Genomic DNA, 25,157 nt, shown 5'->3' on the forward strand with positions numbered 1-25,157 from the left:
GTTTTCATACGGTCACTCCCAGGCGCTCCAACAAAATTGGCGGCGAAACAAAACTCAGGGTCTTGCCGCCCTCTTCCACCGCCACCTGAATGGTGTAACCGGTGGTGGTGCGTTGCCCGCTTTCCACATCGAAAATCTGGTAGGCGATGCGCAGCCGGTTTTCCACTTCCTCAATCGTCGCCCGCACACGGATCCGCTGCTCGTAGGTCAGCACTGAACGGTATTTCACCCGGGTATCCACCACCGGCCAGACGTAGCCGGAGGCTTTCATTTCCCGATAGCCGTAGTTGAATTTGCCCAGCAACGCTTCGCGCGCCACCTCGAAAAAGCGAAAGTAATTGCCGTGCCAGACCACGCCCATCGGGTCGCAGTCATGGAAAGAGACGACCAGCTCAACCTCATGGCTAAGGTTGAGATCCGTTAACGCACTCATGTGTTTTCCCCATCAGCCGGCGTGTCATCCGACAGCTGCCAAAAATCGAAAAAATTGAACCAGTCCAGCGGCGCTTTCAGCGCGTGGTGTTCCAGTCGCCCGGCGTAGCGATCCACCACCTGTTGCAAAGCGCTCTGACGATGGGCGCGCGGCAACAAAATCGGGTCGGCGAACGGTTCGCAATAAACGCGCAATTTGTCGCGTTCGCGAATGGCGAACATCAGCAATACCGGACAACGCAACGCCGCCGCCAGCACGAACGGCCCCTGAGGAAACGGCGCCGGCCGACCGAGAAACGGGCTCCAGACCACCCGCCGCCCGCCGCCACGCTGACGATTAACCGCGGTGCGATCGCCCACGATCGCCACCCATTCGCCCGCATCCAGCTTCTGTTGCAGCAATATGGCGGTATCCGGACCGATATCACTGACCGGAATCAGGTTAACCCCGGCCTGCGGCGCCACCGCTTCCTGAAGCTGCCGGAAACGCTGGGCATTGTCGGTAAACACCAGCGCATTGATCACCAGCCCGCTGACCTGACGGGCCAGCCCACGGCACACTTCAATATCGCCGAGATGAGACGCCAGAATCAGTTGCCCGCGCTGTCTTCCCTGATTGATGGCCTCCAATGCTCCCGGCGCGAAATCGATATCCCGTCCCCATTGCAGGTCACCGCGCCAGCTGGCGATTTTGTCGATCATGGCGTGACCAAAACGCAGAAAATGATGATAACTGGTCAGCGGACGCGGCAGGCCGACATGATGCTGGCGGGCATAAAGACGCACCGCGCGCAGCCAGTTCTGCGAGGCTTTGCGCTGCGGCCCCCCGGTCAGCCAGTAAAACGCGATCACCGGCCACAACAGCAGGGTAAACGCCCGGCGACCAAACCACCGGTAAACCTGCAGCATGAAACGCATCCCCAGCATGCCCTTGCGTTCATTGATAGCGGCCCAGTGCGGTTCACGACGGCGTTTGAGCAACGACGGAATGCGCGGCAACATGCCGAAAAATAAGCGGGTGTGCATCCAGGAAATGCGCAGGTTGTCGCGCAGAGCATCAAAGTGAGACAACCCGTTTTCAGGGTAAATGACCCGGGTAGGTACAAACCGGCTGAAGGTGCCCTGCCAGTAAAGTCGCACCATGATTTCGGTATCAAAATCCATACGACGGCCGATCGCCCGCTGCGCCGACAACGCCAGCGTCGGCGCGATAGGGTAGACCCGGAATCCGCACATGCTGTCTTTCAGCGACAACGAGAGCGTTTCGATCCATACCCAGACATGGGTGACATAACGGCCATATAGCCGCGAACGCGGCACCGACGCATCGTACAGCGGTCGCCCGGAGATCAGGCAGTCCGGCCAGGCGCGCGCTTGTGCCAGCATACGCGGCGTATCTTCGATGTGATGCTGACCATCGGCGTCAATCTGTAGCGCATGGCTGTAACCGGCATCCGCCGCCATCGCCAACCCGTGCATGACGGCGGCGCCCTTGCCGCTGTTCTGCGTCAGCCGAAACAGCGTCACACTGGCGAACTCGTCCGTCAGACGAGACAGTACCTGCCGTGTCGCGTCATCGCTGCCGTCATCGACGATCAACACCGGCAGGCCGAACGGCGCCAGCCGCGTCAGCACGCTGCGCATCATCGCGCCGTGGTTGTAACAGGGGATCACCACACAGGGCGAAAATTCGCGGTTCATCGACATAATCGAATTTTCCCGCTGCTGGCCGCCTGCCCGGTCTGCACCGGCGCATCCTGTCCATTAGCCACTGTCGGCCCATTAACCACAATCGGTTCATTAACCACAATATGGTAGCTGAACGTCAATTGTTGTTTATCTTCCAGCCAGTTCAGCGTCAGACGCAGGGTTTTATCCGGCAATACCGGGTGTTGGAACTTGATGTTTTCCACCGAGAGAAAGCGCCAGCCAGGCGCCAGGATCTCCCGGCCGTAATGCAACGCCCAGTCGAGCTGCGCCACGCCGGGCAACAACGGTTGCCGGGGGAAATGACCATCGAACCAGAACAGGCCGGCATCAACATAAAGCAGCAGTTCCGCCTGCGATGGAGAGCAGGCGCGTGACAGTTCAACCGGCAGCATGAAACAACTCCTGTATCTGCGGCCAGGCGCGTTTGCTCTGACTGTTGAGAGGAATGGCGTCGACAATTCGCCAGAACCGCGGCATCGCCACCGGCTCCAGCCATTTGTGCAACTCGTGGCGCCACTGGCGTTTCAACGCCGGAAGCCCGGCGGGCGCCATCGGCGATTTCAGCACCAGCACCACGCCAATGCCGCTTCGATCCTGCCGGGTCACCTGCAAGGCAACCGCGTCGTCAATTTCCGGCAGCGACAGCAACCGACGCTCAATCTCGCTGAGCGAAATACGCTTATCTTCAATTTTGACAATACGATCGTGACGCCCGCACAGCTGGAAACAACCGCGCTCATCAAACGCCAGCTTGTCGTCCAGCTTCATGCCTTCAGGCGGTGAGATAAGAGCGGAACGCGCCCGCCAGCTCCCGTCGTCATCCCCCTGAAATGAGACGCCGGGGAATGGCTGCCAGACTGTCTGTTCATCTTGCCGGGAACGCCAGCCCATCACGCCGGTTTCCGTACTGCCGTAAATTTCATCCACCGCGCTTCCCAACCACTGTTGCGCGGACTGCGCGCACGGCCACGGCAGGACGCCGCCAGCCGAAACAATCAATTCGCAAAACGGAGCCTGCAGGGAATGGTCAATCCGGCGCAGAAACGCCGGACTGCTGATAAAGGCGTAACGACGATCCGATGAATGCGCCGCCAGTTGCTCGCTATACAACACCTGACGGCTGTCGAAACTGAGCCCCAGCGACATCGGCAACCAGATACGAAATGTCAGCCCGTACATATGCTGGTGGGTAACCGATGCCATCACATGGCAGCCGCACAGACGCTCGCCCCACAGCCGAGCCAGCCAGCGCGCTTCTTCATCCATGCAGCGTATCGGTTTATGTATCTGACGAGGTTTACCGGTGGAACCGGAAGTAAACAGAATCAGGCAGGCGTCGTCGGGTACCGGCGGCAGTACGACATCTTCAATGTGATGACTATCCCCTGGCGGGGTCTCAGCCGAAAGATAAAGGCAGCGACAGGCCAGCGTCATGCGGTTGTCGGTCAACAACCCGTCAAATTCATCATCCTGTTCACGCAGCACGGACTCGCGGCAATGGCCGTAAATCACCGGCGTTTTCCCGGCGTGCAGCGCCGCCAGCAGCGCCACAGTGAACAGGTAGCTGTCGTCAAAACATAGCGCCCAGCGTGATTCACCGCATGACATCAGTTGCTGACAGAGCGACATCACCTGATGACGCATCATCGTCAAGGTAAAATCCTGTTTACCGTTGGTGGCGACCAGGCGCGCGATTGACGTTTCGTCGTTGATTAACCAGTCATTCAATGACCGGGCGGTCACATTATTCATTCCGTCACACTATTCTTCTATCATCCGGCCTTGCGGTATTCCGCCTGCCCGTCAACGGTTCAGGCTGATGTTCTTAGTCGCTGGCGTATCAACCATTCGCCGCCCATCAACAGCCCCATCAGCAGATAGCTGAACATGCCATTCCATGCGGTCCACCAGACCATATTTCCCAACAGGCAGGTCAGCAGTGCTATCGCGCCATTGAAAACAAAAAACAGGCACCAGACTTGCGTAACACGTCGCGTGTAAGCAATGGCTTTGGCAGGTAGATCCGGTTCCCGTAAGCGAGCAATACGCTCAATGAACGGCATTCGGCTGAACAGCGAACCGAAAAACAACGTCAGCATGACGGCGTTCACCGCCACCGGATACCACATCAGCCACTGCCGGTCCCGCAGCCACAGGCTGGCAATACACAGCGCCGCCCCTACCGCCGCCAGCAACAGCCCGGTTTCCCTGAACAATCCGCGGTCGCCCCTGAGCATCAGCATGCGTGCCAGAAACAACAACGCCAACAGCGGCAATAACCAACGATGATCGGGATGCGTAATACTGAACCACACCAGAAAAGGCCAGCTCAGCGTCATCACGCCCACCAACACGCCGGTTATGCGATGCAGGCGCCGCCCGGCCTCATTTGCCTTCATGGCCCATCAGTTGCTCGATAGCGTTCACGACATCCTGTACGGTACGTACGGATTTGAAGGTTTCCGGTGAAATCTTGCGGCCAATGCGTTTTTGCAAATGCACCACCATGTCAACCGCGTCGATGCTGTCCAGTTCCAGATCTTCATACAAACGCGATTCCAGCGTGATGTCGTCTTCGTCGAGTTCAAACAGCTTTACCAGCAGCGTTTTGATTTCGTTATAAATTTCATTTTTATCCATGATAAACCCATCATCTTTTCAATCAGGCGCAGGCCTGACGCTGAGACATAATGAATGACGCCAGCGTCGCGACGGAAAAGAAATGCTGCCGCATTTCCTCGCTTTCGGCGGAAAGCACCACACCATAGCGGTTTTTCACCGCCAGACCGAGCTCAAGCGCATCGATCGAATCCAGCCCCAGGCCTTCGCCAAACAAAGGGGCCTCAGTCTCGATTTCATCGACGCTCACCTCCTCAAGGTTCAAGGCATCGATAATCATCTGTTTGATTTCAAGGAAAAGATCTTCCATAACTCATACCTGTTTTCTGATTTATTATGCTTATTAAAGCGTTAGAGACTGCTGCAAAAAACGATTCAGACGGCGTGCCGCCAGCGGCAGTTCGTCTTCCCCGGTAATAAATGTCTGACTGCCGATACGTTCGCGAACCCGGATGGTAAAGCAGGGTTTTTCAGGCGGAATCTGATACCAGCGGCTCTGTTTTCCCAGTGTTTGCTGGCTGCAGAGAATATGCACGATGCGTAAATCGCAGCCGCAACGTACGGCGATATTGGCAGCACCGCGTTGTAGCGTCACCGGTTGCTGATAACGGGTGCGGGTACCCTCGGGGAAAATCATGATGACATCCCCGCGATTAAGCCGCTGATGACAATCAGGCAGTAAAGTATCGGACTGACTGTTGACCAGATAATCCGCCGCCCGGATAACGCCGCGGAAAAAAATGTTCCGGCGTAGTTCCGCTTTCACCAGACAGTCGACATCCGGCATCACAGAGGCCAGCAGGACGTAGTCAATCAATGTGGGATGATTGGCTACCACCAGACAACCGCGATCGCCGCGCAGCGTTTCAACGCCATCAATCTGATACTCCAGCACCCCCACAGCACGGGCGCTGCGCAGGAAACAACGGAAACTGAAGGCAATGCTGCGACGCGCCCATACCCGACGCTTGGTTTCATCACGCTGCACCAGCAACAGCACATTGAACCAGACCGTGGACAACAGCAGGCCGCCCAGGCTGAACAACCCGAAGCAGCATCCGGTCATCACTAATCGCCAGCACCAGTTCAGGCGCGACGAGCGGTTTAGAGACAGCGACGACTCAGACATGATGCACCGTCGTCCATTGCCAGCGCTGGCGCTCGCCATCAACCGCAAATGTAGCGTTGCAAGACAACCAACCGTGCAGAAATTGCAGACTCTGCGGCAATGCAGGCTCCGTAGCGCCGTCAACCATCGCCCGGGTTTCGCAGGTCAGAGTGGCGCCAGGCGCCAGCAACAACGCGACCGCGTAGGGATAACGCGGCATCTGCCCGGCAACCAGAGAGTGATAAAACTCAGGAATGACGCCATCGAAATCCACCAACAGCACATGGGAATACCCTGCCGACTGCAAGGCCGCGACTTCCACCAGCCCTTGCTGGAAGGAATCCATTCCGGCGGAAATAGAGGTTGATACCAGCGGCGCCTGAGCTGCAATGGTCAGGCTGCCTACCGCAGAATTATGAACCGACATGGCGAAATCCGTGGGGGACAGGCTTTCCTGCTTTGATAACGCCAGCAAAATACGCAGGTTACGCTCCAGCTCGCCGTGGCGGCTGGTAAAGACAATCGCCTCGATTTCCGGCTGACGCCGTAGCAGAGCCAGGCCATTGTTGACCGCCATTCGGCTACCGCTGTTGAGCCGACGCGCCGTCATCATCGGCAGTTGATCGCATTTCGTCAGCGGCCCAGTCGCATCAACCACCGCGGGCTGCATCGCCCATTGTTGCCATGCCGACAGTTCGCCTAACCCTGGTGCGCTGGCTTGCCAGTCAAGGAGTGTAAAAGCCAATCTCATACCCGTGTATTCCGAATCATTGCGTTAAAACACGCGGATTATTCCTTGCGAATTACCACATAACGCCTCATTTTTTCTTACAAACCAGCAAGGTATGGCCGACTCCCAACCCATCAACCTGCTGTTCGATATAAAGTCCCGCTTCCTGCAATAACGGCAAAAAACGGCTCGCCGCATAAAAACGGCTGTAACCATTGGCCAGACAGGTAAAATACAACGACGCCATATTCAGACTGAATGCACCCGCTTCCCAAGGCTGACGATCCCAAAATATTTCCAGGATATAAACTCGGGCATCCGCTTTCATGGCCTGAGCGATCCGCGTCAAAATCCGGACGATCTGTTCTTCACTGAAGCAATCCAGAAACTGGCTCATCCACCAGATATCCGCATCCGCCGGCAATGGGCCGTCGGAAAGCATATCGACGGCGACGCCGGAAATTCGGTCCGCTTTTCCTGCCAGCTCCACAGCCTTTGTCGACAAGGCAATCTGTTCTGGTAAATCAAGGATGGTAATTCGCACATCCTGATCGTAATCGTGGCAACACATCGCCCATTTACCCGTATTTCCACCAACGTCATAAAGCTGCACAGGTTTATGTTGGAACACGTAAGGCAATACCGCGGTAAATGCGGCGTCAGAATAAAAATGGTCGAAAGCAAACCAACTTTCTTTCACTTTCTGAGGTAATTGGCTAAGTGCCGGATAAATTGTCGACCAGTGTCCAAAAACCTGTAAGCCAACCGGCTTTTTCTGTTTCAACGATTCATCGAGATGGAACATGGCCTGATAGCAGACGTCCTGCGTAAAATCCATGTTGATCCGGGTCATTCTGTCGTGAATGAGATAATGCCCCGTCTTGGCAATAAAATAGCGCGCATCTTTCCTGATCAGCATCCGCCCGCTCAGACCGGCATCCAGTAGAATTTCTACCGCATAGCGATCCAAATCCGTCACGGCAACAATATCATCAAGCTCAGCACCCTTATTGCCACATTCATCCAGAAAACCCAGAATACCGTGATTCCGAAGATTAACCGCCGCCTGAAACAAAATGGGAGCAAAAGCGATTCGCTGCGCTTCTGTTATTGCATCCAGCGCACTGACATTATCCTGATCATATCCGTGAGGCACAATTAATTCCCTGAAAACAAAGAAATTTCAATTTATATAAAAAAAATCAGAGCCGAATAATAAAAACCATTCGGCTCATATTGTTATTTGATTTGCTGGGAAGCCAGTTTCAATTGAATTTCGCGGTCCAGATTATTTACCCAACGGTTATAGGTTTTATGAATCTTGCCGTCGTCAGCTTTCAGGTTATAACTGTTAACATAATTGATCGTATAGTTGCTCGGCGTGTAATTAATTCGAATATCCGCCGAATGACCGCGATCATCAATACGACCATTAATTACGCCAGGCGCAACCGGCGTCATCACCCATTTGCGCTGCAAACCCGCCTGCAAAATGGCAATTCTAACCTGATCAGCAGTGTAGTTTCCGGCAATCGGCGTCGTGGTATTCATTACCGGTGCAGTACGTGCACAACCCGCCAATGCAAAAACACAAACCATACTTGCTAAAAAGTGCTGCTTTTTCATAGAGTCCCTGTCAATAAAATCAACTTTTGAGCTGCCTGAAAAATCGATGATCAGCTCCGGATACGACGAGCAGAAGGTGCGCATCATTGAAGCTATCTTACACAAAACAGGCACAAATTGACAAAAGTTATCAGAAAACTAGCTGATTAATGTCTCAAAAATCGGCTTTTAGAAGAGAGAAAAAGGTGGGCTGCAACAGCCCACCTTTAGCAGGTTCCGCACCCTGAAAATGACCGATTACGTCATAGCGCCAGGTGTGGAAAAAAGGTCAGAGATGAGAGAAAAGAGCCTTACTCCACCGTCACCGATTTCGCCAGGTTACGCGGCTGGTCCACGTCGGTGCCTTTGATCAGCGCCACATGGTAAGACAGCAGCTGCAACGGCACGGTGTAGAAGATTGGTGCAATCACCTCTTCCACGTGCGGCAACTGAATGATCTTCATCATGTCGCTGTCGGAGGTGAAACCGGCCTGTTCGTCGGCAAACACGTAGAGTTCGCCGCCGCGGGCGCGGACTTCTTCGATGTTGGATTTCAGTTTTTCCAGCAGGTCGTTGTTGGGCGCTACCACCACCACCGGCATATCCGCGTCGATCAGCGCCAGCGGGCCGTGCTTCAGTTCACCCGCCGCATAGGCTTCCGCATGGATATAGGAGATCTCCTTAAGTTTGAGCGCCCCTTCCATTGCAATCGGGTACTGGTCGCCGCGGCCCAGGAACAAGGCGTGGTGCTTGTCGGAGAAGCCTTCCGCCAGCGATTCGATCAGCTTGTCCTGCGACAACATCTGTTCGATACGCGCCGGTAACGCCTGCAACGCGTGCACGATATCGTGTTCAATACGGGCATCCATACCGCGCAGACGACCGATACGCGCCACCAACATCAGCAACACCGTCAACTGAGTAGTGAACGCCTTGGTGGACGCCACGCCGATTTCAGTGCCGGCACGGGTCATCAACGCCAGATCCGACTCGCGCACCAGCGATGAACCCGCCACGTTGCAAATCGCCAGCGAGCCCAGATATCCCAGCTCTTTCGACAAACGCAATGCCGCCAGCGTGTCGGCGGTTTCGCCGGACTGAGACAGGGTAATCATCAGGCTGTTGGCGCGTACCGCCGGTTTGCGGTAACGGAATTCAGACGCGATTTCCACGTCGCACGGAATCCCCGCCAGCGACTCGAACCAGTAGCGCGACACCATGCCGGAGTTATAGGACGTGCCGCAGGCGATAATCTGGATATGCTGGACTTTGGCCAGCAGCGCATCGGCTTGCGGGCCAAGCTCGGACAGGTTGATCTCGCCGTGGCTGAAACGCCCTTCCAGGGTGTTTTTGATCGCCATCGGCTGTTCGTAGATCTCTTTTTGCATGTAGTGACGGTACGCGCCTTTGTCGCCAGCGTCGTACTGTACTTTCGATTCAATCTCGTCGCGATTAACGTCCTGCCCCTGACGGTTAACGATACGCACCGTACGACGAGTGACTTCGGCGATATCGCCTTCTTCCAGAAAGATGAAACGGCGGGTTACCGGCAGCAGCGCCAGCTGGTCGGAGGCAATGAAATTTTCGCCCACGCCGCGGCCAATCACCAGCGGGCTACCGGAGCGCGCGGCAACCAGCACGTTGGGGTCGCGGCTATCCAGCAGCACCATGCCGTACGCACCGCGCAGCTGCGGGATAACGCGCTGCACGATGTCCAGCAGCGAACCGCCGTTCTGTTGCTGTTCCCAGTGCACCAGATGCGCCACCACTTCGGTATCGGTTTCGGAGACAAAACGATAACCACGGGACACCATCAGCTCGCGCAGCGGCTCATGGTTTTCGATAATCCCGTTATGCACCACGATAATGTGCTCTGACACATGCGGGTGGGCATTTTGTTCGGACGGCTCGCCGTGAGTCGCCCAGCGGGTGTGAGCGATACCGGTTCCGCCGACCAGCGGCTGTTCTTCCGCCGCCTGCGCCAGCACCTGCACCTTGCCCAGACGGCGCAGACGGGACACCTGTCCTTCGCCATTCACCACCGCCAGACCAGCAGAGTCATAACCACGGTACTCGAGGCGGCGTAGCCCCTCCAGTAGGATCTCAGCAATATCTCGTTGCGCAACAGCGCCTACAATTCCACACATCGGTTGTATTCCTGTAAAAGTGACATATTGTGTCACCACGATGTCTTTAGACCTGATTGTTCCGGTTTATTCCGGGTTCCCCGAGCCTTGTAGAGAATGGGGAATTATTATGTTTTGGCCTGCGCTCGTCAGCGCAACGCAGGCCAAAACCGTCTTATGTCAAGACGTATTCAGCCCCTCGGATCCTTTTTCCTCCACGCGTCAGCGGGGATCGCAGCATCCGAGGGGGTAAGACTATTTTTTCTTCACCGGGCGCTTCCAGCCCGTGATCTGGGTTTGTTTGACGCGGCTGATGACCAGTTCGTTTTCACCCACATTGCGGGTTACCGTGGTACCTGCCGCGATGGTTGCGCCGTTGGCTACCTTGACCGGCGCGATCAACTGGCTATCCGATCCGACAAACACATCGTCGCCGATGACCGTCTGGTGCTTGTTGGCGCCATCGTAATTACAGGTAATGACGCCCGCGCCGATGTTCACGCCCGCGCCGATATCAGCGTCGCCGAGGTAGGTCAGATGACCGGCTTTCGACCCTTTGCCGAGACGCGCTTTCTTCAATTCGACGAAGTTGCCTACGTGCGCATCCTCTTCCAGCACCGCGCCGGGGCGCAGGCGGGCGAACGGGCCGATAGTACAACGCGCTTCCAGCACCGCGTTTTCCACTACGGTGTAAGGGCTGAGTTCGCAATCGTCGCCGATCACGCTATTTTTGATCACGCAGCCCGCGCCGATTTTAACCCGATTACCCAACGTCACCCGGCCTTCCAGAATGACATTGGCATCGATCGTCACATCACGCCCGTGTTCCAGTTCGCCACGCAGATCAAAACGGGCCGGATCCAGCAGCATGACGCCTGCCAGCAACAACTGCTCGGCTTGCTCGCGCTGATAAGTGCGCTCCAGCGTCGCCAGTTGCAGGCGGTTGTTGATGCCTTCCACTTCGCTCAGCCGCGACGGCTGCACCGCCGCCACGCGCTGGCCTTCCTGCGACGCCATGGCGATGATATCGGTAAGATAATATTCGCCCTGCACATTGTGATTATTGAGCTGGCTTAACCAACGCTTCAAATCACGGCCGCCCGCCACCAGAATACCGGTGTTGATTTCCTTGATTGCGCGCTGCTGCTCGGTGGCGTCTTTGTGCTCAACGATCCCCACCACTTCGCCGTTGTCCCGCACAATGCGGCCATAACCGCTGGGGTCGGCCAGATTGACGGTCAGCAGGCCAATCCCGTCTTGCGGTTTGGCCGCCACCAGACGTTGCAGCGTTGCAGGGGAAATGAGCGGCACATCGCCGTACAGAATCAGGATGTCTTCGTTATCGTCAAAACCGTCGGCCGCCTGCTGCACCGCATGACCGGTTCCCAACTGTTCGGCCTGCAATACCCAGTTCAGCGACGTTTCCGTCAGCGTTTCCCGGATCAGATCCGCGCCATGCCCGTAAACCAGGTGAATGCGCCGGGCGCCAACGTCCATCGCGGCATCAATTACATGCTGAACAATGGGTTTACCCGCCAGAGGGTGGAGAACTTTGGGAAGATCGGAATACATGCGGGTTCCCTTGCCGGCGGCGAGGATAACCACACTCATTGCACTGTTTGACATAGGCATCCTGACTAAAAACTGAATGGTGTCCCGCTGAAGGCGGACGAACGAAAGTAAACCCGTTATCGCGCCGGATTACTACATATTTTTCAGCGAAAAATACGTCTCAGAGCCAATCCGGGGCTGAAAAAATACCGTCATCAGAGTTTACCCAACCCGGCAGGATTTGGGTAATGCGAAACGCGCTCGCCGCCGGTTTTCCACAACCGCGCTCAGACATAAAACACGCGAGGAATACAAACCGCTGTTTCATAAAATCGAGACCGGGATAACAAAACAAAACTAATTGTTTCATCAGGTGAATTCTGCCGTTCAGTTTGTGAAGCAACCAAAAGAAACAGCGTTTCATTTTTTGACATAATACGCCGATCAATAACAAATAATGATGGGGAAAACATGAAATACGCTGCTTCGGGGCTTCTCTCTGTCGCCCTAAATTCTCTTTTGCTTCTGGGTTCCAATACCGCCTTTGCCGCCGCTCAGGATACCGCGCCAGTCTGGCATAGCATCGCGTTCGGCCAGTCCACGGATGTGAATTTCGCGACCAACGTCCTGCCGGACAAGGTGGGCGTCAACGACGTCACCATCAACGGCAAAAAGCTGACGGTAAATGACAAGGTCGATCTCTCCGCGCCGATCACTATCGAAAGCCGGGGAGGAAAAATCGCCAATACGCATGACGGCTTGACCTTCTTCTACACGCAGTTGCCCGCCAACGTGAATTTCACGCTGCAATCCGATGTGACGGTCGATCAGTTCGGCCCGGAAAGCGACGCCAAACCCAACGCTCAGGAAGGCGCCGGCCTGCTGGTGCGCGATATTCTCGGCGTACCGCGTCAGGAGCCGCTGAAAGAGGGGTACGAAGAGTTTCCGGCGGCATCGAACATGGTGATGAACGCCATCATGACGCAGGATAAAAAATCGAAAACCGAAGTGAAGATGCAGCTCATCAGCCGTGATGGCGTTACACAGCCCTGGGGTAATACCAACGCACAAATCACCCGCGCCAGCTATCAGGAAAAAATCAATCTGGAACAAACGCCAACGTTCCGCCTGAAACTGGAACGCACGGACGACGGCTTCATCACCTCTTATGCGCCCAAGGGCAGCGACCAGTGGGTCAGCAAGACGGTAAAAGGTGCGGATTTAGTCACTCATCAGGACAAGAATCACTACTATGTGGGGTTCTTCGCCTCCCGTAACGCGAAGATCACCATCAGCAATGCCAGCCTCACCACCAGCCCGGCCAACACCAAACCTTCCGCCCCATTCAAAGCAGAAGTCAATGCGCCGTTATTGCAGGTCGCGTCCTCCCCGCTCTCTGCCAGCGACACCTACCCGGTACAGGCACGGGTCAATTACAACGGCACCCTTGAAGTGTTCCAGAACGGCAAATCGCTCGGCAAACCGCAAACAATACGCGCCGGCGATTATTTTTCCCTTACCGCGAAACTGACGCAGCCTAAATCGGATTTCAAACTGGTTTACCTGCCGGGTGAAGGCGAAGACAAAACGGCGAAAGAAACCTCGTTCAGCGTGGAAAAAATCAAGCTGGCCGATGCCAAAAATTTGTATGTTTCTCCGGAAGGCAAAGCCGGCAACAACGGCAGCAAGAACGCGCCGCTGGATATCAAAACGGCCATCGACGCCCTGCAGGCCGGCGGCACGCTATGGCTGATGGACGGCGATTACAGCGCCACCGTGATTCCAGTCAGCGCCAGCGGCAACGCCAACGGCATTAAAACGCTGATGCCGGCCGGCAAAAAAGCCGTATTCCACGGGCTACAGCTCAACGCCAGCTACTGGAAAGTCAAAGGGGTTGAAATTACGGAAAAAAGCTTCCGTATTGAGGGCAGCTATAACCAGATTGAACGTGTGCTGGCGCACCACTGCGACAACACCGGTATTCAGGTTTCCTCCAACGACAGCGTAGGCCGTCCGCTGTGGGCCAGCCATAACCTGATTCTGAACTCGGAATCGCACAGCAACCAGGACCCCAGCAAAAAAGATGCGGACGGCTTCGCCGTGAAAATGCGCGTCGGCGAGGGTAACGTGATTCGCGGCGCGTTCTCCCACGATAATGTTGATGACGGCTTCGATCTGTTCAACAAAATTGAAGACGGCCCGAACGGTGTTGTGGTGATCGAGAATTCCATTTCGGTCAACAACACCAGCAACGGCTTTAAACTGGGGGGTGAAGGCCAGCCAGTGGCTCATCAGGTGAAGAATAGCATCGCTATCGGCAACCACATGGACGGGTTCAGCGACAACTTCAACCCGGGCGCGCTGCAAGTCACCAATAACATCGCGCTGGATAACGTTCGCTTCAACTTTATCTTCCGCCCAAGCCCTTACTATGGCCCGGAAAAACAAGGGATTTTCAAAAACAACGTTTCGCTGCGTACTCAACCCGGCAAGTATGACGATGCCGTGGTGGGCCGAGTAGATGCCAGCAACTACTTCATCAAGAATAACCGTGCGCTCAACAGTCAGGGCAAGGAGATCACCACGGCGAATTACAAATCCGTCGCGGTGCCGGCGGTCTTCAGCCGTGATGAAAAAGGCAATCTGCAATTGGGTGATTTTCTGAAGAAGAAATAACCGACATAAACAAGAGGGCGCCGAGACCGGCGTCCGTCAACATCAGCCCGATGGAATGTCGGGCATAAAAAAAGCCAGCTGAATCAGCTGGCTTTTTTACATCTGCATGATGGTTACATCCGCATCTGTTACATCGCTTTTTTGGTCAGCTCAATGACGCGCAGCTTGGCAATGGCTTTTGCCAGATCGGCAGAAGCCTGAGCATAATCCACATCACCGTGTGAATTGCGGATATGCTCTTCCGCTTTGCGCTTCGCTTCCAGCGCACGCGCTTCATCAAGATCCTGCCCACGAATGGCGGTATCGGACAGCACGGTCACCATGTTCGGTTGTACCTCAAGGATACCGCCGGACAGGTAGATATACTCTTCTTCGCCGTGCTGTTTAACAATGCGCACCATACCAGGCTTAATGGCCGTGAGCAGGGGGGCGTGGCCAGGATAGATTCCCAGTTCGCCTTCGCTACCGGTCACCTGGATCTTCTGCACCAGACCGGAAAACATTGCCTGTTCCGCACTAACGACATCCAGATGGTAAGTCATAGCAGCCATATCACCCTCCTATCAAGGCGTTACAGTTTCTTGGCTTTTTCCACTACTTCGTCAATGGAACCAACCATGTAGAACGCCTGTTCCGGCAGGTGGTCATATTCGCCTTCCATAATGCCTTTGAAACCACGGATGGTGTCTTTCAGCGTTACGTATTTACCCGGAGAACCGGTGAAGACTTCAGCTACGAAGAACGGCTGAGACAGGAAGCGCTGGATCTTACGCGCACGGGATACGACCAGTTTGTCTTCTTCAGACAGCTCGTCCATACCCAGAATCGCGATGATGTCCTTCAGTTCCTGGTAACGCTGCAGAATAGACTGCACGCCACGCGCCACATCGTAGTGCTCCTGACCCACAATCAGCGGATCCAGCTGACGGCTGGTGGAATCCAGCGGGTCAACGGCCGGGTAGATACCCAGAGAGGCGATCTGACGGCTCAGTGTTACCGTAGAGTCCAGGTGCGCAAAGGTGGTTGCCGGAGACGGGTCAGTCAGGTCGTCCGCAGGCACGTAAACGGCCTGGATGGAGGTGATTGAACCCGTCTTGGTGGAGGTAATACGCTCCTGCAGCACACCCATCTCTTCCGCCAGCGTCGGCTGGTAGCCTACTGCGGACGGCATACGACCCAGCAGCGCGGATACTTCGGTCCCCGCCAGGGTGTAACGGTAGATGTTGTCGACGAACAGCAGAACGTCGCGGCCTTCGTCACGGAATTTCTCCGCCATGGTCAGACCGGTCAGCGCCACGCGCAGACGGCTTCCAGGCGGCTCGTTCATCTGGCCATACACCAGCGATACTTTGTCGATAACGTTGGAGTCGGTCATTTCGTGGTAGAAGTCGTTACCTTCACGGGTACGCTCGCCCACGCCTGCAAACACGGAGTAACCGGAGTGCTCGATCGCGATGTTACGGATCAGCTCCATCATGTTTACGGTTTTACCTACACCCGCACCACCGAACAGACCGACTTTACCGCCCTTCGCAAACGGACAGATCAGGTCGATAACCTTGATGCCGGTTTCCAGCAGTTCCTGGGAGTTGGACAGTTCTTCATACGTCGGCGCCGCGCGGTGAATCGCCCAACGCTCTTCTTCGCCAATCGGCCCTTTCATGTCGACCGGTTCACCCAGTACGTTCATGATACGACCCAGCGTAGCCTTACCAACCGGTACTTCGATCGGATGCGCCAGGTTGGCGACTTTCAGACCACGACGCAGACCGTCCGAAGAACCCATTGCAATACAACGAACCAGGCCGCCGCCCAACTGCTGCTGCACTTCCAGCACCAGTTTCTCAGCCCCGTTCTCTACCTCAAGGGCGTCGTACACATTCGGTACGGCATCCTGAGGGAACTCGACGTCCACCACGGCGCCGATTACCTGGATAATCTTTCCAGTAGCCATCTTGAATCCTCTACGTAATTCGACAATACGTAATTCGTAAAACCTGATTTAAACCGCGGAGGCTCCCGATACGATTTCGGTGAGTTCCTGAGTGATGCTTGCCTGACGAGCCTTGTTGTAAACCAACTGCAGCTCTTTGATCAGGTTGCCGCCGTTATCCGTTGCGGCCTTCATCGCTACCATTCGCGCGGCCTGTTCACTGGCCAGGTTTTCTACGACGCCCTGATAAACCTGAGACTCCACATAGCGGCGCAACAGGGTATCCAGTAGCGACTTAGGATCGGGTTCATACAGGTAATCCCAGGATTTTTTCGTCAGCTCGCCTTCTTCCGCCGGAGGCAGCGGCAGCAGCTGAACAACTTGTGGAACCTGAGACATGGTATTGATGAACTTGTTGCTCACCACGTACAGTTTGTCCAGACGACCTTCGTCGTAGGCCTGCAGCATGACTTTCACCGGCCCGATCAACTCGGACAGCGAAGGGTGATCCCCCATGCCGGTAACCTGAGCAACAATGTTTGCGCCTACTGAACCGAAGAAAGAGACGCCTTTGGAACCAATCATCGCCAAATCGATTTCGGCGCCTTTTTCATTCCAGGCTTTCATTTCGCCCAGCAGCTTCTTGAACAGGTTGATGTTCAGGCCGCCGCACAGGCCACGGTCGGTAGACACCACCAGATACCCGACGCGCTTGACTTCACGCTCTTCCAGGTACGGGTGTTTATATTCCAGATTCCCTAACGCAAGGTGACCAATCACTTTGCGTATGGTTTCCGCATAAGGACGGCTGGCCGCCATACGATCCTGCGATTTACGCATTTTGGAAGCGGCGACCATTTCCATCGCTTTGGTGATCTTCTGCGTGTTCTGGACGCTTCCGATCTTACTACGTATCTCTTTTGCGCCGGCCATCTTAGCTTCTCCTCAATGCCTAGCGGCCTGCCGTTAAGGCAGGCCACGGGGCGTTACCAGGACTGGGTTGCCTTAAAGGTATCGAGGATGCTTTTGAATTTACCCTCGATCTCATCGTTATAAGCGCCAGTCTGGTCGATCTGCTGCAGAAGCTCGCCGTGCTCACGGCTGGCATAGGCCAGCAGCGCGGCTTCGAAACTGCCGACTTTCGCCAGTTCAACGTCTTCCAGATAACCGCGTTCAGCTGCGAACAGTACCAGAGACTGCTGCGCAACGGACATCGGCGCATACTGTTTCTGTTTCAGCAGCTCGGTCACTTTCTGACCGTGGCTCAGCTGTTTACGGGTCGCGTCGTCCAGATCGGAGGCAAACTGGGAGAAAGCCGCCAGTTCGCGGTACTGTGCCAGCGCGGTACGGATACCACCGGACAGTTTCTTCATGATCTTGGTCTGCGCGGCGCCGCCCACACGGGATACGGAGATCCCTGGGTTAACCGCCGGACGGATACCGGAGTTGAACAGGTTGGATTCCAGGAAGATCTGACCGTCGGTAATCGAGATAACGTTGGTCGGAACGAACGCGGAAACGTCGCCAGCCTGCGTTTCGATGATCGGCAGCGCGGTCAGAGAACCGGTTTTCCCTTTCACTTCCCCTTTGGTAAAGGCTTCCACGTACTCGGCGTTAACACGCGCGGCACGTTCCAGCAGACGGGAGTGCAGGTAGAAAACGTCGCCCGGATAGGCTTCACGACCCGGCGGACGACGCAGCAGCAGGGAAATCTGACGATAAGCGACAGCCTGCTTGGACAGATCATCATAAATGATCAGCGCGTCTTCACCGCGATCGCGGAAGTATTCGCCCATGGCACAACCGGCATACGGCGCCAGGTATTGCAGCGCAGCAGACTCGGACGCGGTTGCCACCACCACGATGGTGTTGGACAGCGCGCCGTGCTCTTCCAGTTTACGCACCACGTTGGAAATCGTGGAGGCTTTCTGGCCGATAGCGACATAAATACATTTAATGCCGGAATCGCGCTGGTTGATGATGGCGTCAATCGCCAGTGCGGTTTTACCGGTCTGACGGTCGCCGATGACCAGTTCACGCTGACCACGGCCGATCGGAATCATGGCGTCAACGGACTTGTAACCGGTTTGAACCGGCTGATCAACGGACTGACGGTCGATAACGCCCGGCGCGATGGTTTCTACAGGAGAAAATCCGTCGTGTTCCAGCGGACCTTTACCGTCGATCGGCGCACCCAGCGTGTTCACTACGCGACCCAGCAGGCCACGGCCAACCGGCACTTCCAGAATACGGCCGGTGCATTTTACTTTCATGCCTTCGGCCAGGTCCGCGTACGGACCCATCACTACCGCACCAACGGAGTCGCGCTCCAGGTTCAGTGCGATCGCGTAACGGTTGCCCGGCAGGGAAATCATTTCGCCCTGCATAACATCGGCCAGGCCGTGTACGCGAATGATCCCGTCGCTGACGGAAACAATCGTACCTTCGTTGTGAGCTTCGCTCACGACGTTGAACTGAGCAATCCGCTGCTTGATCAGTTCACTGATTTCGGTGGAATTCAGTTGCATGCTCCAGTCCCCTTAAGACTGCAAGACGTCTGCCAGACGTTCCAGACGACCACGAATACTGCCGTCTATCACCATATCGCCCGCGCGGATTACCACGCCGGCCATAACAGACTTATCGATTTTGCAATTCAGCTTCACTTTACGTGACAGACGTTGTTCCATCGCAGCGGTTATCCCGGATAACTGCTGCTCGCTCAACGTGGCGGCGGAAATAACCTCGACATCCACGGTCGATTCCAGCTCCGCACGCAATTGAACAAACTGTTCCAGTACTTCAGGCAGCACCGGCAAACGTCCGTTTTCAGCCATCACCCGGATCAGGTTCTGGCCCGCTTCATCCAGTTGATCACCACACACGGTAATGAACGTTTGCGCCATGGTTTGGGGAGCGATAGCCCCGGCAAGCATCCCGGCAATATGTTCATTACGCGCAACCTCGGCGGCAAATGCCAGCATCTGCTGCCAGCGATCAAGCGCCTGGTTTTCAACGGCAAAGTCAAAAGCTGCTTTGGCGTAGGGGCGAGCTACCGTGACAAATTCAGACATCAGCCCCTCCCTCCTTACAGTTCAGCGACCAGTTTATCAACGATGTCGCTGTTGGCAGCTTCATCCACGGAACGTTCAATAATTTTCTCGGCACCGGCAATCGCCAGAATGGCAACCTGCTTACGCAACTCTTCACGGGCACGTTTGCGTTCGGCTTCGATTTCAGCCTGCGCCTGCGCCACGATTTTGTTACGTTCCGCTTCCGCTTCCGCTTTGGCTTCGTCCAGAATCTGAGCACGCTGTTTGCTTGCCTGCTCGATGATCACCTGAGCTTCCGCTTTGGCTTTCTTCAGTTGGTCGGTCGCATTGGCCTGCGCTAAGTTCAGATCTTTTTTGGCACGTTCGGCAGAAGCAAGACCGTCAGCAATTTCTTTCTGACGCTTTTCAATGGCAGCCATAATCGGCGGCCATACATACTTCATGCAGAACCAGACAAACAGGACGAACGCAATGGCCTGGCCGAGGATTGTTGCGTTAAGATTCACAGCACAATGCCTCTTTCATGAGTTAAACGAGTCGATGTCTTTTTACCTGGTAAGCTCACGCTTACTTAGGCCACTGCGAACATCACGTACAGACCCAGACCTACCGCGATCATCGGGATAGCATCCACCAGACCCATAACGATAAAGAACTGTGTACGCAGCAGCGGGATCAGGTCAGGCTGGCGGGCAGCACCTTCCAAAAATTTACCACCCAGAATGCCGATACCGATTGCAGCACCGATTGCCGCCAGGCCCATCATCACAGCGGCAGCCATGTACAGCAGATCCATACTCAGGTTTTCCATGACAGTCTCCAGTTTGTTTCAGTTAAAACGTTGTAGTGTTGTGAAAAATCAATGCTCTTCAGATGCCATCGAAAGATAAACAACTGTCAGAACCATGAAGATAAAAGCCTGCAGCGTAATAATCAGAATGTGGAAAATGGCCCAAGGCACATTCAGAATCCACTGTGACCACCACGGCAACAGACCGGCAATCAGGATGAAGATCAACTCACCCGCATACATGTTGCCAAACAGTCGCAAGCCGAGAGAAACCGGTTTGGACAGCAGGCTGACCCCTTCAAGAATCAAGTTGACGGGAATAAAAACAGGATGATTGAACGGTTGCATGGTCAGTTCTTTGACGAACCCGCCCACGCCTTTCATCTTGATGCTGTAGAACAGAATCAGGATGAACACGCCCAACGCCATGGACAGCGTAACGTTCACGTCGGCGGAAGGCACCACACGCAGGTAAGCATGCGCAGGATCATGACCAAGAGCGCTATAGATATGCGCCCAGATTTGCGGCAGCAAGTCGATAGGCAACAGATCCATCAGGTTCATCAGGAAAACCCAAACGAAAACGGTCAACGCCAGCGGCGCGATCAGCTTGCTTTTTCCGTGGAACATGTCGCGCACGCTGCCATCGACAAATCCGACCACCAGTTCGACCGCGGTTTGCAGTTTACCCGGTACGCCGCTGGTCGCGGTCTTGGCAACCTTGCGGAAGACAGCCAGAAAGAGTACGCCGAGAACCACGGAGAAAAACATCGAGTCGACGTTAATCGACCAGAATCCCGAGCCCACCTGCAAATGGGTCAGGTGGTGACCGATATACTCTTGCGGAGTAGATGCAGACATGATGTCTCTTACCCTTTTGTTGTTAACTACGGTAACGGTTAATTACAGCCGGTGCCACGATCTGCGTGATCAGCACCACTAAGTACGTCAGGCCAAGCGGAAAAAATGCCGCATGAAACACACCCAACGCTACCACCAACAGCACGATGGTGAAGAGCATTTTCAGCGCTTCCCCAACGGCAAACGACCAGGCTACCCGACCTTCCGGTGGCTTGTCCGTCTGATGCCGCACGGCAAACAGTATGAACACCATGTTTGGCAACCAGGCTGCCAACCCCCCAGCCAGTGCGGAAGCGCCCGCCTTAATGCCACCAACGCAAAACGCCGCGCTGACAACGAGAATCACCGTTAGCTGCAACAACAGTGACAATCGGGCGATTTTCCCACTGTAAAGGGATACAGACATGACGATTCTCCGTACCTTTTCAGAGGTATGCTGAATGACCGTATAAAACTGCCTTTGCAGTACCGAGTCAAGCAGCGAAAAACGAGCAAATTATACGGGTCATCCATGCGAATTCAATCGATAAGTAGCAAAAAGGTGAACGATTATTTAAATTTATTTCCGAAGCCTTATTTTCACCAACTATCCCCGAAGTCCATTTTGGAGACCCGGCGCATCTGGCGCCGACAATATGTGATATTTCTCACATAAAATTGAACTGATGCTTTTATATCTGAATTGATTTTTTTTTGTCTTTAGCAAAAAAAGCCATTTATCTTTTTTAATTTCAATAATTTAAAAAAGAACATTCACAAAACAGCATGAATACAGCCTCAAAACCATCTATTGACAAGCAGGATATTTTTTTCTCATGTTTTTAACACAGTTTTGTCATCAAATCCCTTTAGAATCATGAAAGCATTCTGCCGCCAGATCGATTTTCTTCCCCCGCGATAAAAGGTTATACAGCAGAGTTGTAAAATTTCGGTGAATGCAGAAGATTACTCAGGTCATTATTTCATTTTTAGCTATCAGGCTGAGAATCTTACAACTATTCATGATTTTTTTGATAAATGACAAAATCAGTTGGGCTTAAGCACCACCAGATGCCGCTCCCCTTCCAGTTCGGGAACCGACAGAGGAACCACTTTCTCGACCGTCACGCCCTGCGGCAGCAATCCCATCTCTTCATGCGGAACAATGCCTTTCAGAGCATAAAAACGCCCCTGCGGACGCGACGGCAAATGATGGCACCAATTCACCATATCCTGCAGCGACGCAAAGGCCCGGCTAATAACGCCGTCAAACGGCGGTTCTGCCGGAAAATCCTCCACCCGGCTCTGCACGGGTTCGATGTTGCCCAGATTCAGCTCATGTTGAACCTGACGCAGGAAACGAACTCGTTTTCCCAGGCTATCCAGCAGGACAAAATGCGCATCCGGGCGGGCGATAGCCAAGGGCACGCCGGGCAGGCCGGGGCCGGTGCCGACATCGATAAAACGGTTTCCGACCAGATGCGGCTCAACCACCAGGCTATCCATGATATGCCGGACCAGCATCTGCTCCGGTTCACGTACCGATGTCAGGTTATAAGCCTTGTTCCATTTGTGGAGTAACGCCACATACTGAAGCAACTGGTCTTTCTGCCGATCGGTCAGCGCCATTCCGGCACGCTGCAGCAGGCTGTTGAGTGTATCGAGCACGAATGAATCCTGATTGTCGGTTAATGCAACATGGCCGCGAAAAGCGGCCATGCGTCAACGTAAGCGGTAGCGTTTCTCAGGCGCTGCGGCGCAGCATACCCTGTTTTTTCAGCCAGACCAGCAGAATCGAGATGGCGGCGGGCGTGACGCCGGAAATACGCGATGCCTGACCAATCGATCCCGGTTTGTGATCGTTGAGCTTGGCGATTACCTCGTTTGACAGGCCGGTCACCTGACGATAATCCAGATCCGCCGGCAGCAAGGTGTTTTCGTTGCGCAGCTGCTTTTCGATCTCATCCTGCTGGCGGGCGATATAGCCTTCGTATTTGACCTGAATTTCCACCTGCTCGGCCGCCTCGGCATCACACAACGCCGGCGCAAACATCGGCAATCCGGTCAGTTGCGCGTAATCCATTTCCGGACGTCTTAACAGCTCTTCGCCATTGGCCTCGCGCGATAGCGGCGATTTCAGCAGGCTGTTGATCTGCTCAACGCCTTCAGACTGCGGGTGGACCAGCACATCGCGCAGACGCTGGCGTTCTTTCTCGATATTTTCCAGCTTCTCGTTGAAACGCGCCCAGCGTTCGTCATCCACCATACCCAGCTCGCGGCCCATCGCGGTCAGGCGCAGATCGGCATTATCCTCGCGCAGCATCAGCCGATATTCGGCGCGAGAGGTAAACATGCGGTAAGGTTCCTTCGTCCCCAGCGTACAGAGATCGTCCACCAGTACACCGATGTAGGCCTGATCGCGGCGCGGCGTCCAGCCTTCCTGATCAAACGCCAGACGGGCGGCGTTCAACCCCGCCAGTATCCCCTGCGCCGCGGCTTCTTCGTAACCGGTGGTGCCGTTGATCTGCCCGGCGAAAAACAGATTGTGGATAAATTTGCTTTCCAGCGTCGGTTTCAGGTCGCGCGGGTCAAAATAATCATACTCAATGGCGTAACCCGGCCGAACGATACGCGCGTTCTCCATGCCGTCCATAGAACGAACGATTTGCCACTGCACATCGAACGGCAGGCTGGTGGAGATGCCATTCGGGTAAATTTCGTTACTGGTTAACCCTTCCGGCTCCAGGAAAATCTGGTGCGCGTTACGATCGGCAAACCGCATCACCTTGTCTTCGATCGACGGGCAATAGCGAGGGCCGATCCCTTCGATCACCCCCGCATACATCGGACTGCGATCCAGATTGCTGCGGATCACGTCGTGGGTGCGTTCATTGGTGTGGGTGATGTAGCACGGCATCTGCGCCGGATGTTCGCTGGCTTTGCCCAGGAAGGAGAAGACCGGCATCGGATCGTCGCCATGCTGCGGCGTCAGAACGCTGAAATCGATGGTACGGGCATCGATACGCGGCGGCGTACCGGTTTTCAGACGACCGACGCGTAACGGCAACTCGCGCAGACGGTGCGACAGAGAAATGGAAGGCGGATCGCCGGCGCGCCCGCCGCTGTAGTTGTCCAGGCCAATATGGATCTTGCCGTCCAGGAAGGTGCCAACCGTCAGCACCACGGCTTTGGCGCGGAATTTAAGCCCCATTTGGGTAACAGCGCCGACGACACGATCGTTTTCCACAATCAGATCTTCCACCGCCTGCTGGAAGAGCGTCAGGTTAGGCTGGTTCTCCAGCGCGGTGCGTACCGCCTGACGGTACAATACCCGGTCTGCCTGAGCGCGGGTGGCGCGTACCGCCGGGCCTTTACTGGAGTTTAGTATCCTAAACTGAATGCCGGCGCGATCGATAGCACGCGCCATCAGGCCACCCATGGCATCGATCTCTTTTACCAGATGACCTTTCCCGATACCGCCGATCGCCGGGTTGCAGGACATTTGTCCCAGCGTGTCAATGTTGTGCGTCAGTAAAAGGGTTTGACGTCCCATTCGGGCTGAGGCCATAGCGGCTTCAGTGCCCGCATGACCGCCACCGATCACGATGACGTCAAAAGGATCCGGATAAAACATGGTGCTACACCTCGCGTGGTTGCGAACGATCGTTACTTGCCCTGGGGTGGGGGATTCTACTTAAGTTTGTGCCGCCGACCAAGTGTGTTGGATCGTCGGGTAGTTAAAGAAAGATCTTTTTTATTTAAAGATCTCTTTATTAGATCTCTTATTAGGATCCCGGTTGGTTGTGGATAAGGCGGGATCCAAAAAGAAGATCAATGGGTTATTGCCGATCACTAGCTGTGAATGATCGGTGATCCCAGTCTGTATTAGCTGGGATCTGAAAGGGTAATTATGCACAGCTCAAAAAAGCATCTGACGTTATTATCTGGATAACTACGGGTTTTCCCCGGCATTTAAAGTTATTT

General features: G+C 54.8%; 26 protein-coding genes. 1 reads left to right on the forward strand and 25 read right to left on the reverse strand.

Annotation, left to right across the window (positions count from 1 at the left end):
- Positions 1-4: 4 nt before the first annotated feature.
- The 14 genes from DXX3274_RS22175 to DXX3274_RS23875 all read right to left on the reverse strand — a co-directional run bounded on the left by DXX3274_RS22175 (position 5) and on the right by DXX3274_RS23875 (position 12,251).
- On the reverse strand, positions 5-433 hold the full coding sequence (locus DXX3274_RS22175; protein ID WP_042861764.1) for a thioesterase family protein: 429 nt from the start codon (positions 431-433) through the stop codon (positions 5-7).
- Entirely contained in the window at positions 430-2,139 is a 1,710-nt protein-coding gene (locus DXX3274_RS22180) for a glycosyltransferase (RefSeq protein ID WP_042861765.1), read from the reverse strand. Before DXX3274_RS22180 ends, DXX3274_RS22175 begins: the two co-directional genes overlap by 4 nt.
- A complete protein-coding gene (locus DXX3274_RS22185; RefSeq protein WP_042861767.1) occupies positions 2,130-2,534 on the reverse strand; it encodes a hydroxymyristoyl-ACP dehydratase in 405 nt (134 codons plus the stop codon). Before DXX3274_RS22185 ends, DXX3274_RS22180 begins: the two co-directional genes overlap by 10 nt.
- On the reverse strand, positions 2,521-3,894 hold the full coding sequence (locus tag DXX3274_RS22190) for an AMP-binding protein (protein ID WP_042861770.1): 1,374 nt from the start codon (positions 3,892-3,894) through the stop codon (positions 2,521-2,523). Before DXX3274_RS22190 ends, DXX3274_RS22185 begins: the two co-directional genes overlap by 14 nt.
- A gap of 59 nt (positions 3,895-3,953) precedes the next feature.
- Positions 3,954-4,541 carry a hypothetical protein gene (locus DXX3274_RS22195; RefSeq protein ID WP_042861771.1) on the reverse strand — a complete coding sequence of 196 codons (588 nt, stop codon included), beginning with the start codon at positions 4,539-4,541 and terminating at the stop codon, positions 3,954-3,956.
- Positions 4,528-4,782 carry an acyl carrier protein gene (locus DXX3274_RS22200; RefSeq protein ID WP_080762556.1) on the reverse strand — a complete coding sequence of 85 codons (255 nt, stop codon included), beginning with the start codon at positions 4,780-4,782 and terminating at the stop codon, positions 4,528-4,530. Before DXX3274_RS22200 ends, DXX3274_RS22195 begins: the two co-directional genes overlap by 14 nt.
- 22 nt (positions 4,783-4,804) lie before the next feature.
- Positions 4,805-5,071, reverse strand: a complete 267-nt coding sequence (locus DXX3274_RS22205) for a phosphopantetheine-binding protein (RefSeq protein WP_038664049.1) — start codon at positions 5,069-5,071, stop codon at positions 4,805-4,807.
- A gap of 33 nt (positions 5,072-5,104) precedes the next feature.
- Positions 5,105-5,890 carry a 1-acyl-sn-glycerol-3-phosphate acyltransferase gene (locus DXX3274_RS22210; protein WP_042861772.1) on the reverse strand — a complete coding sequence of 262 codons (786 nt, stop codon included), beginning with the start codon at positions 5,888-5,890 and terminating at the stop codon, positions 5,105-5,107.
- Positions 5,883-6,620 carry a beta-ketoacyl synthase chain length factor gene (locus tag DXX3274_RS22215; RefSeq protein WP_042861773.1) on the reverse strand — a complete coding sequence of 246 codons (738 nt, stop codon included), beginning with the start codon at positions 6,618-6,620 and terminating at the stop codon, positions 5,883-5,885. The genes DXX3274_RS22210 and DXX3274_RS22215 overlap by 8 nt, the downstream gene beginning before the upstream one ends.
- 67 nt (positions 6,621-6,687) lie before the next feature.
- The gene (locus DXX3274_RS22220; protein WP_042861774.1) at positions 6,688-7,755 is read right to left on the reverse strand and encodes a methyltransferase; all 1,068 of its coding nucleotides are present in this window, start codon (positions 7,753-7,755) and stop codon (positions 6,688-6,690) included.
- Between the two features lie 83 nt (positions 7,756-7,838).
- Positions 7,839-8,225 carry a hypothetical protein gene (locus tag DXX3274_RS22225; RefSeq protein WP_042862290.1) on the reverse strand — a complete coding sequence of 129 codons (387 nt, stop codon included), beginning with the start codon at positions 8,223-8,225 and terminating at the stop codon, positions 7,839-7,841.
- Positions 8,226-8,515: 290 nt separating this feature from the next.
- Positions 8,516-10,351 (reverse strand): glutamine--fructose-6-phosphate transaminase (isomerizing), encoded by a 1,836-nt coding sequence (gene glmS, locus DXX3274_RS22230; protein ID WP_042861775.1) that lies wholly within the window; start codon positions 10,349-10,351, stop codon positions 8,516-8,518.
- A gap of 234 nt (positions 10,352-10,585) precedes the next feature.
- On the reverse strand, positions 10,586-11,956 hold the full coding sequence (gene glmU / locus DXX3274_RS22235) for a bifunctional UDP-N-acetylglucosamine diphosphorylase/glucosamine-1-phosphate N-acetyltransferase GlmU (protein WP_042861776.1): 1,371 nt from the start codon (positions 11,954-11,956) through the stop codon (positions 10,586-10,588).
- A 106-nt stretch (positions 11,957-12,062) separates the two neighbouring features.
- Positions 12,063-12,251, reverse strand: a complete 189-nt coding sequence (locus DXX3274_RS23875; protein ID WP_152495293.1) for a hypothetical protein — start codon at positions 12,249-12,251, stop codon at positions 12,063-12,065.
- Between the two features lie 101 nt (positions 12,252-12,352).
- Between DXX3274_RS23875 and pelX the strand changes: the two genes are divergently transcribed.
- Complete coding sequence (gene pelX, locus DXX3274_RS22240; RefSeq protein ID WP_050569923.1) at positions 12,353-14,557, forward strand: pectate disaccharide-lyase PelX; 2,205 nt, start codon at positions 12,353-12,355, stop codon at positions 14,555-14,557.
- 128 nt (positions 14,558-14,685) lie between these two features.
- Here pelX and DXX3274_RS22245 read toward each other — a convergent pair whose 3' ends face one another.
- The 11 genes from DXX3274_RS22245 to mnmG all read right to left on the reverse strand — a co-directional run bounded on the left by DXX3274_RS22245 (position 14,686) and on the right by mnmG (position 24,807).
- Positions 14,686-15,099 carry a F0F1 ATP synthase subunit epsilon gene (locus DXX3274_RS22245; RefSeq protein WP_161451031.1) on the reverse strand — a complete coding sequence of 138 codons (414 nt, stop codon included), beginning with the start codon at positions 15,097-15,099 and terminating at the stop codon, positions 14,686-14,688.
- A gap of 29 nt (positions 15,100-15,128) precedes the next feature.
- Positions 15,129-16,511, reverse strand: coding sequence for a F0F1 ATP synthase subunit beta (gene atpD, locus DXX3274_RS22250; RefSeq protein WP_038664073.1), 1,383 nt, complete (start codon positions 16,509-16,511; stop codon positions 15,129-15,131).
- A gap of 48 nt (positions 16,512-16,559) precedes the next feature.
- Positions 16,560-17,423 (reverse strand): F0F1 ATP synthase subunit gamma, encoded by an 864-nt coding sequence (atpG, locus tag DXX3274_RS22255; protein ID WP_038664075.1) that lies wholly within the window; start codon positions 17,421-17,423, stop codon positions 16,560-16,562.
- A gap of 53 nt (positions 17,424-17,476) precedes the next feature.
- Complete coding sequence (atpA, locus tag DXX3274_RS22260) at positions 17,477-19,018, reverse strand: F0F1 ATP synthase subunit alpha (RefSeq protein WP_038664078.1); 1,542 nt, start codon at positions 19,016-19,018, stop codon at positions 17,477-17,479.
- A 12-nt stretch (positions 19,019-19,030) separates the two neighbouring features.
- Positions 19,031-19,564 carry a F0F1 ATP synthase subunit delta gene (gene atpH, locus DXX3274_RS22265; protein ID WP_015848478.1) on the reverse strand — a complete coding sequence of 178 codons (534 nt, stop codon included), beginning with the start codon at positions 19,562-19,564 and terminating at the stop codon, positions 19,031-19,033.
- Between the two features lie 14 nt (positions 19,565-19,578).
- Positions 19,579-20,049 carry a F0F1 ATP synthase subunit B gene (gene atpF, locus DXX3274_RS22270; protein ID WP_013320159.1) on the reverse strand — a complete coding sequence of 157 codons (471 nt, stop codon included), beginning with the start codon at positions 20,047-20,049 and terminating at the stop codon, positions 19,579-19,581.
- A 65-nt stretch (positions 20,050-20,114) separates the two neighbouring features.
- Positions 20,115-20,354: a F0F1 ATP synthase subunit C gene (atpE, locus tag DXX3274_RS22275; RefSeq protein ID WP_004093904.1), complete on the reverse strand. Its 240-nt coding sequence runs from the start codon at positions 20,352-20,354 to the stop codon at positions 20,115-20,117.
- 48 nt (positions 20,355-20,402) lie between these two features.
- Positions 20,403-21,194 (reverse strand): F0F1 ATP synthase subunit A, encoded by a 792-nt coding sequence (atpB, locus tag DXX3274_RS22280; protein WP_042861780.1) that lies wholly within the window; start codon positions 21,192-21,194, stop codon positions 20,403-20,405.
- A 22-nt stretch (positions 21,195-21,216) separates the two neighbouring features.
- Positions 21,217-21,600 carry a F0F1 ATP synthase subunit I gene (gene atpI / locus DXX3274_RS22285; protein ID WP_013320161.1) on the reverse strand — a complete coding sequence of 128 codons (384 nt, stop codon included), beginning with the start codon at positions 21,598-21,600 and terminating at the stop codon, positions 21,217-21,219.
- Positions 21,601-22,220: 620 nt separating this feature from the next.
- The gene (rsmG, locus tag DXX3274_RS22290) at positions 22,221-22,841 is read right to left on the reverse strand and encodes a 16S rRNA (guanine(527)-N(7))-methyltransferase RsmG (protein WP_039692058.1); all 621 of its coding nucleotides are present in this window, start codon (positions 22,839-22,841) and stop codon (positions 22,221-22,223) included.
- Between the two features lie 76 nt (positions 22,842-22,917).
- A complete protein-coding gene (mnmG, locus tag DXX3274_RS22295) occupies positions 22,918-24,807 on the reverse strand; it encodes a tRNA uridine-5-carboxymethylaminomethyl(34) synthesis enzyme MnmG (protein WP_042861781.1) in 1,890 nt (629 codons plus the stop codon).
- Positions 24,808-25,157: the final 350 nt, after the last annotated feature.

The organism is Dickeya sp. NCPPB 3274 (assembly GCF_000406205.1).
In the GTDB taxonomy this organism is placed as follows: Bacteria; Pseudomonadota; Gammaproteobacteria; order Enterobacterales; family Enterobacteriaceae; genus Dickeya; species Dickeya fangzhongdai.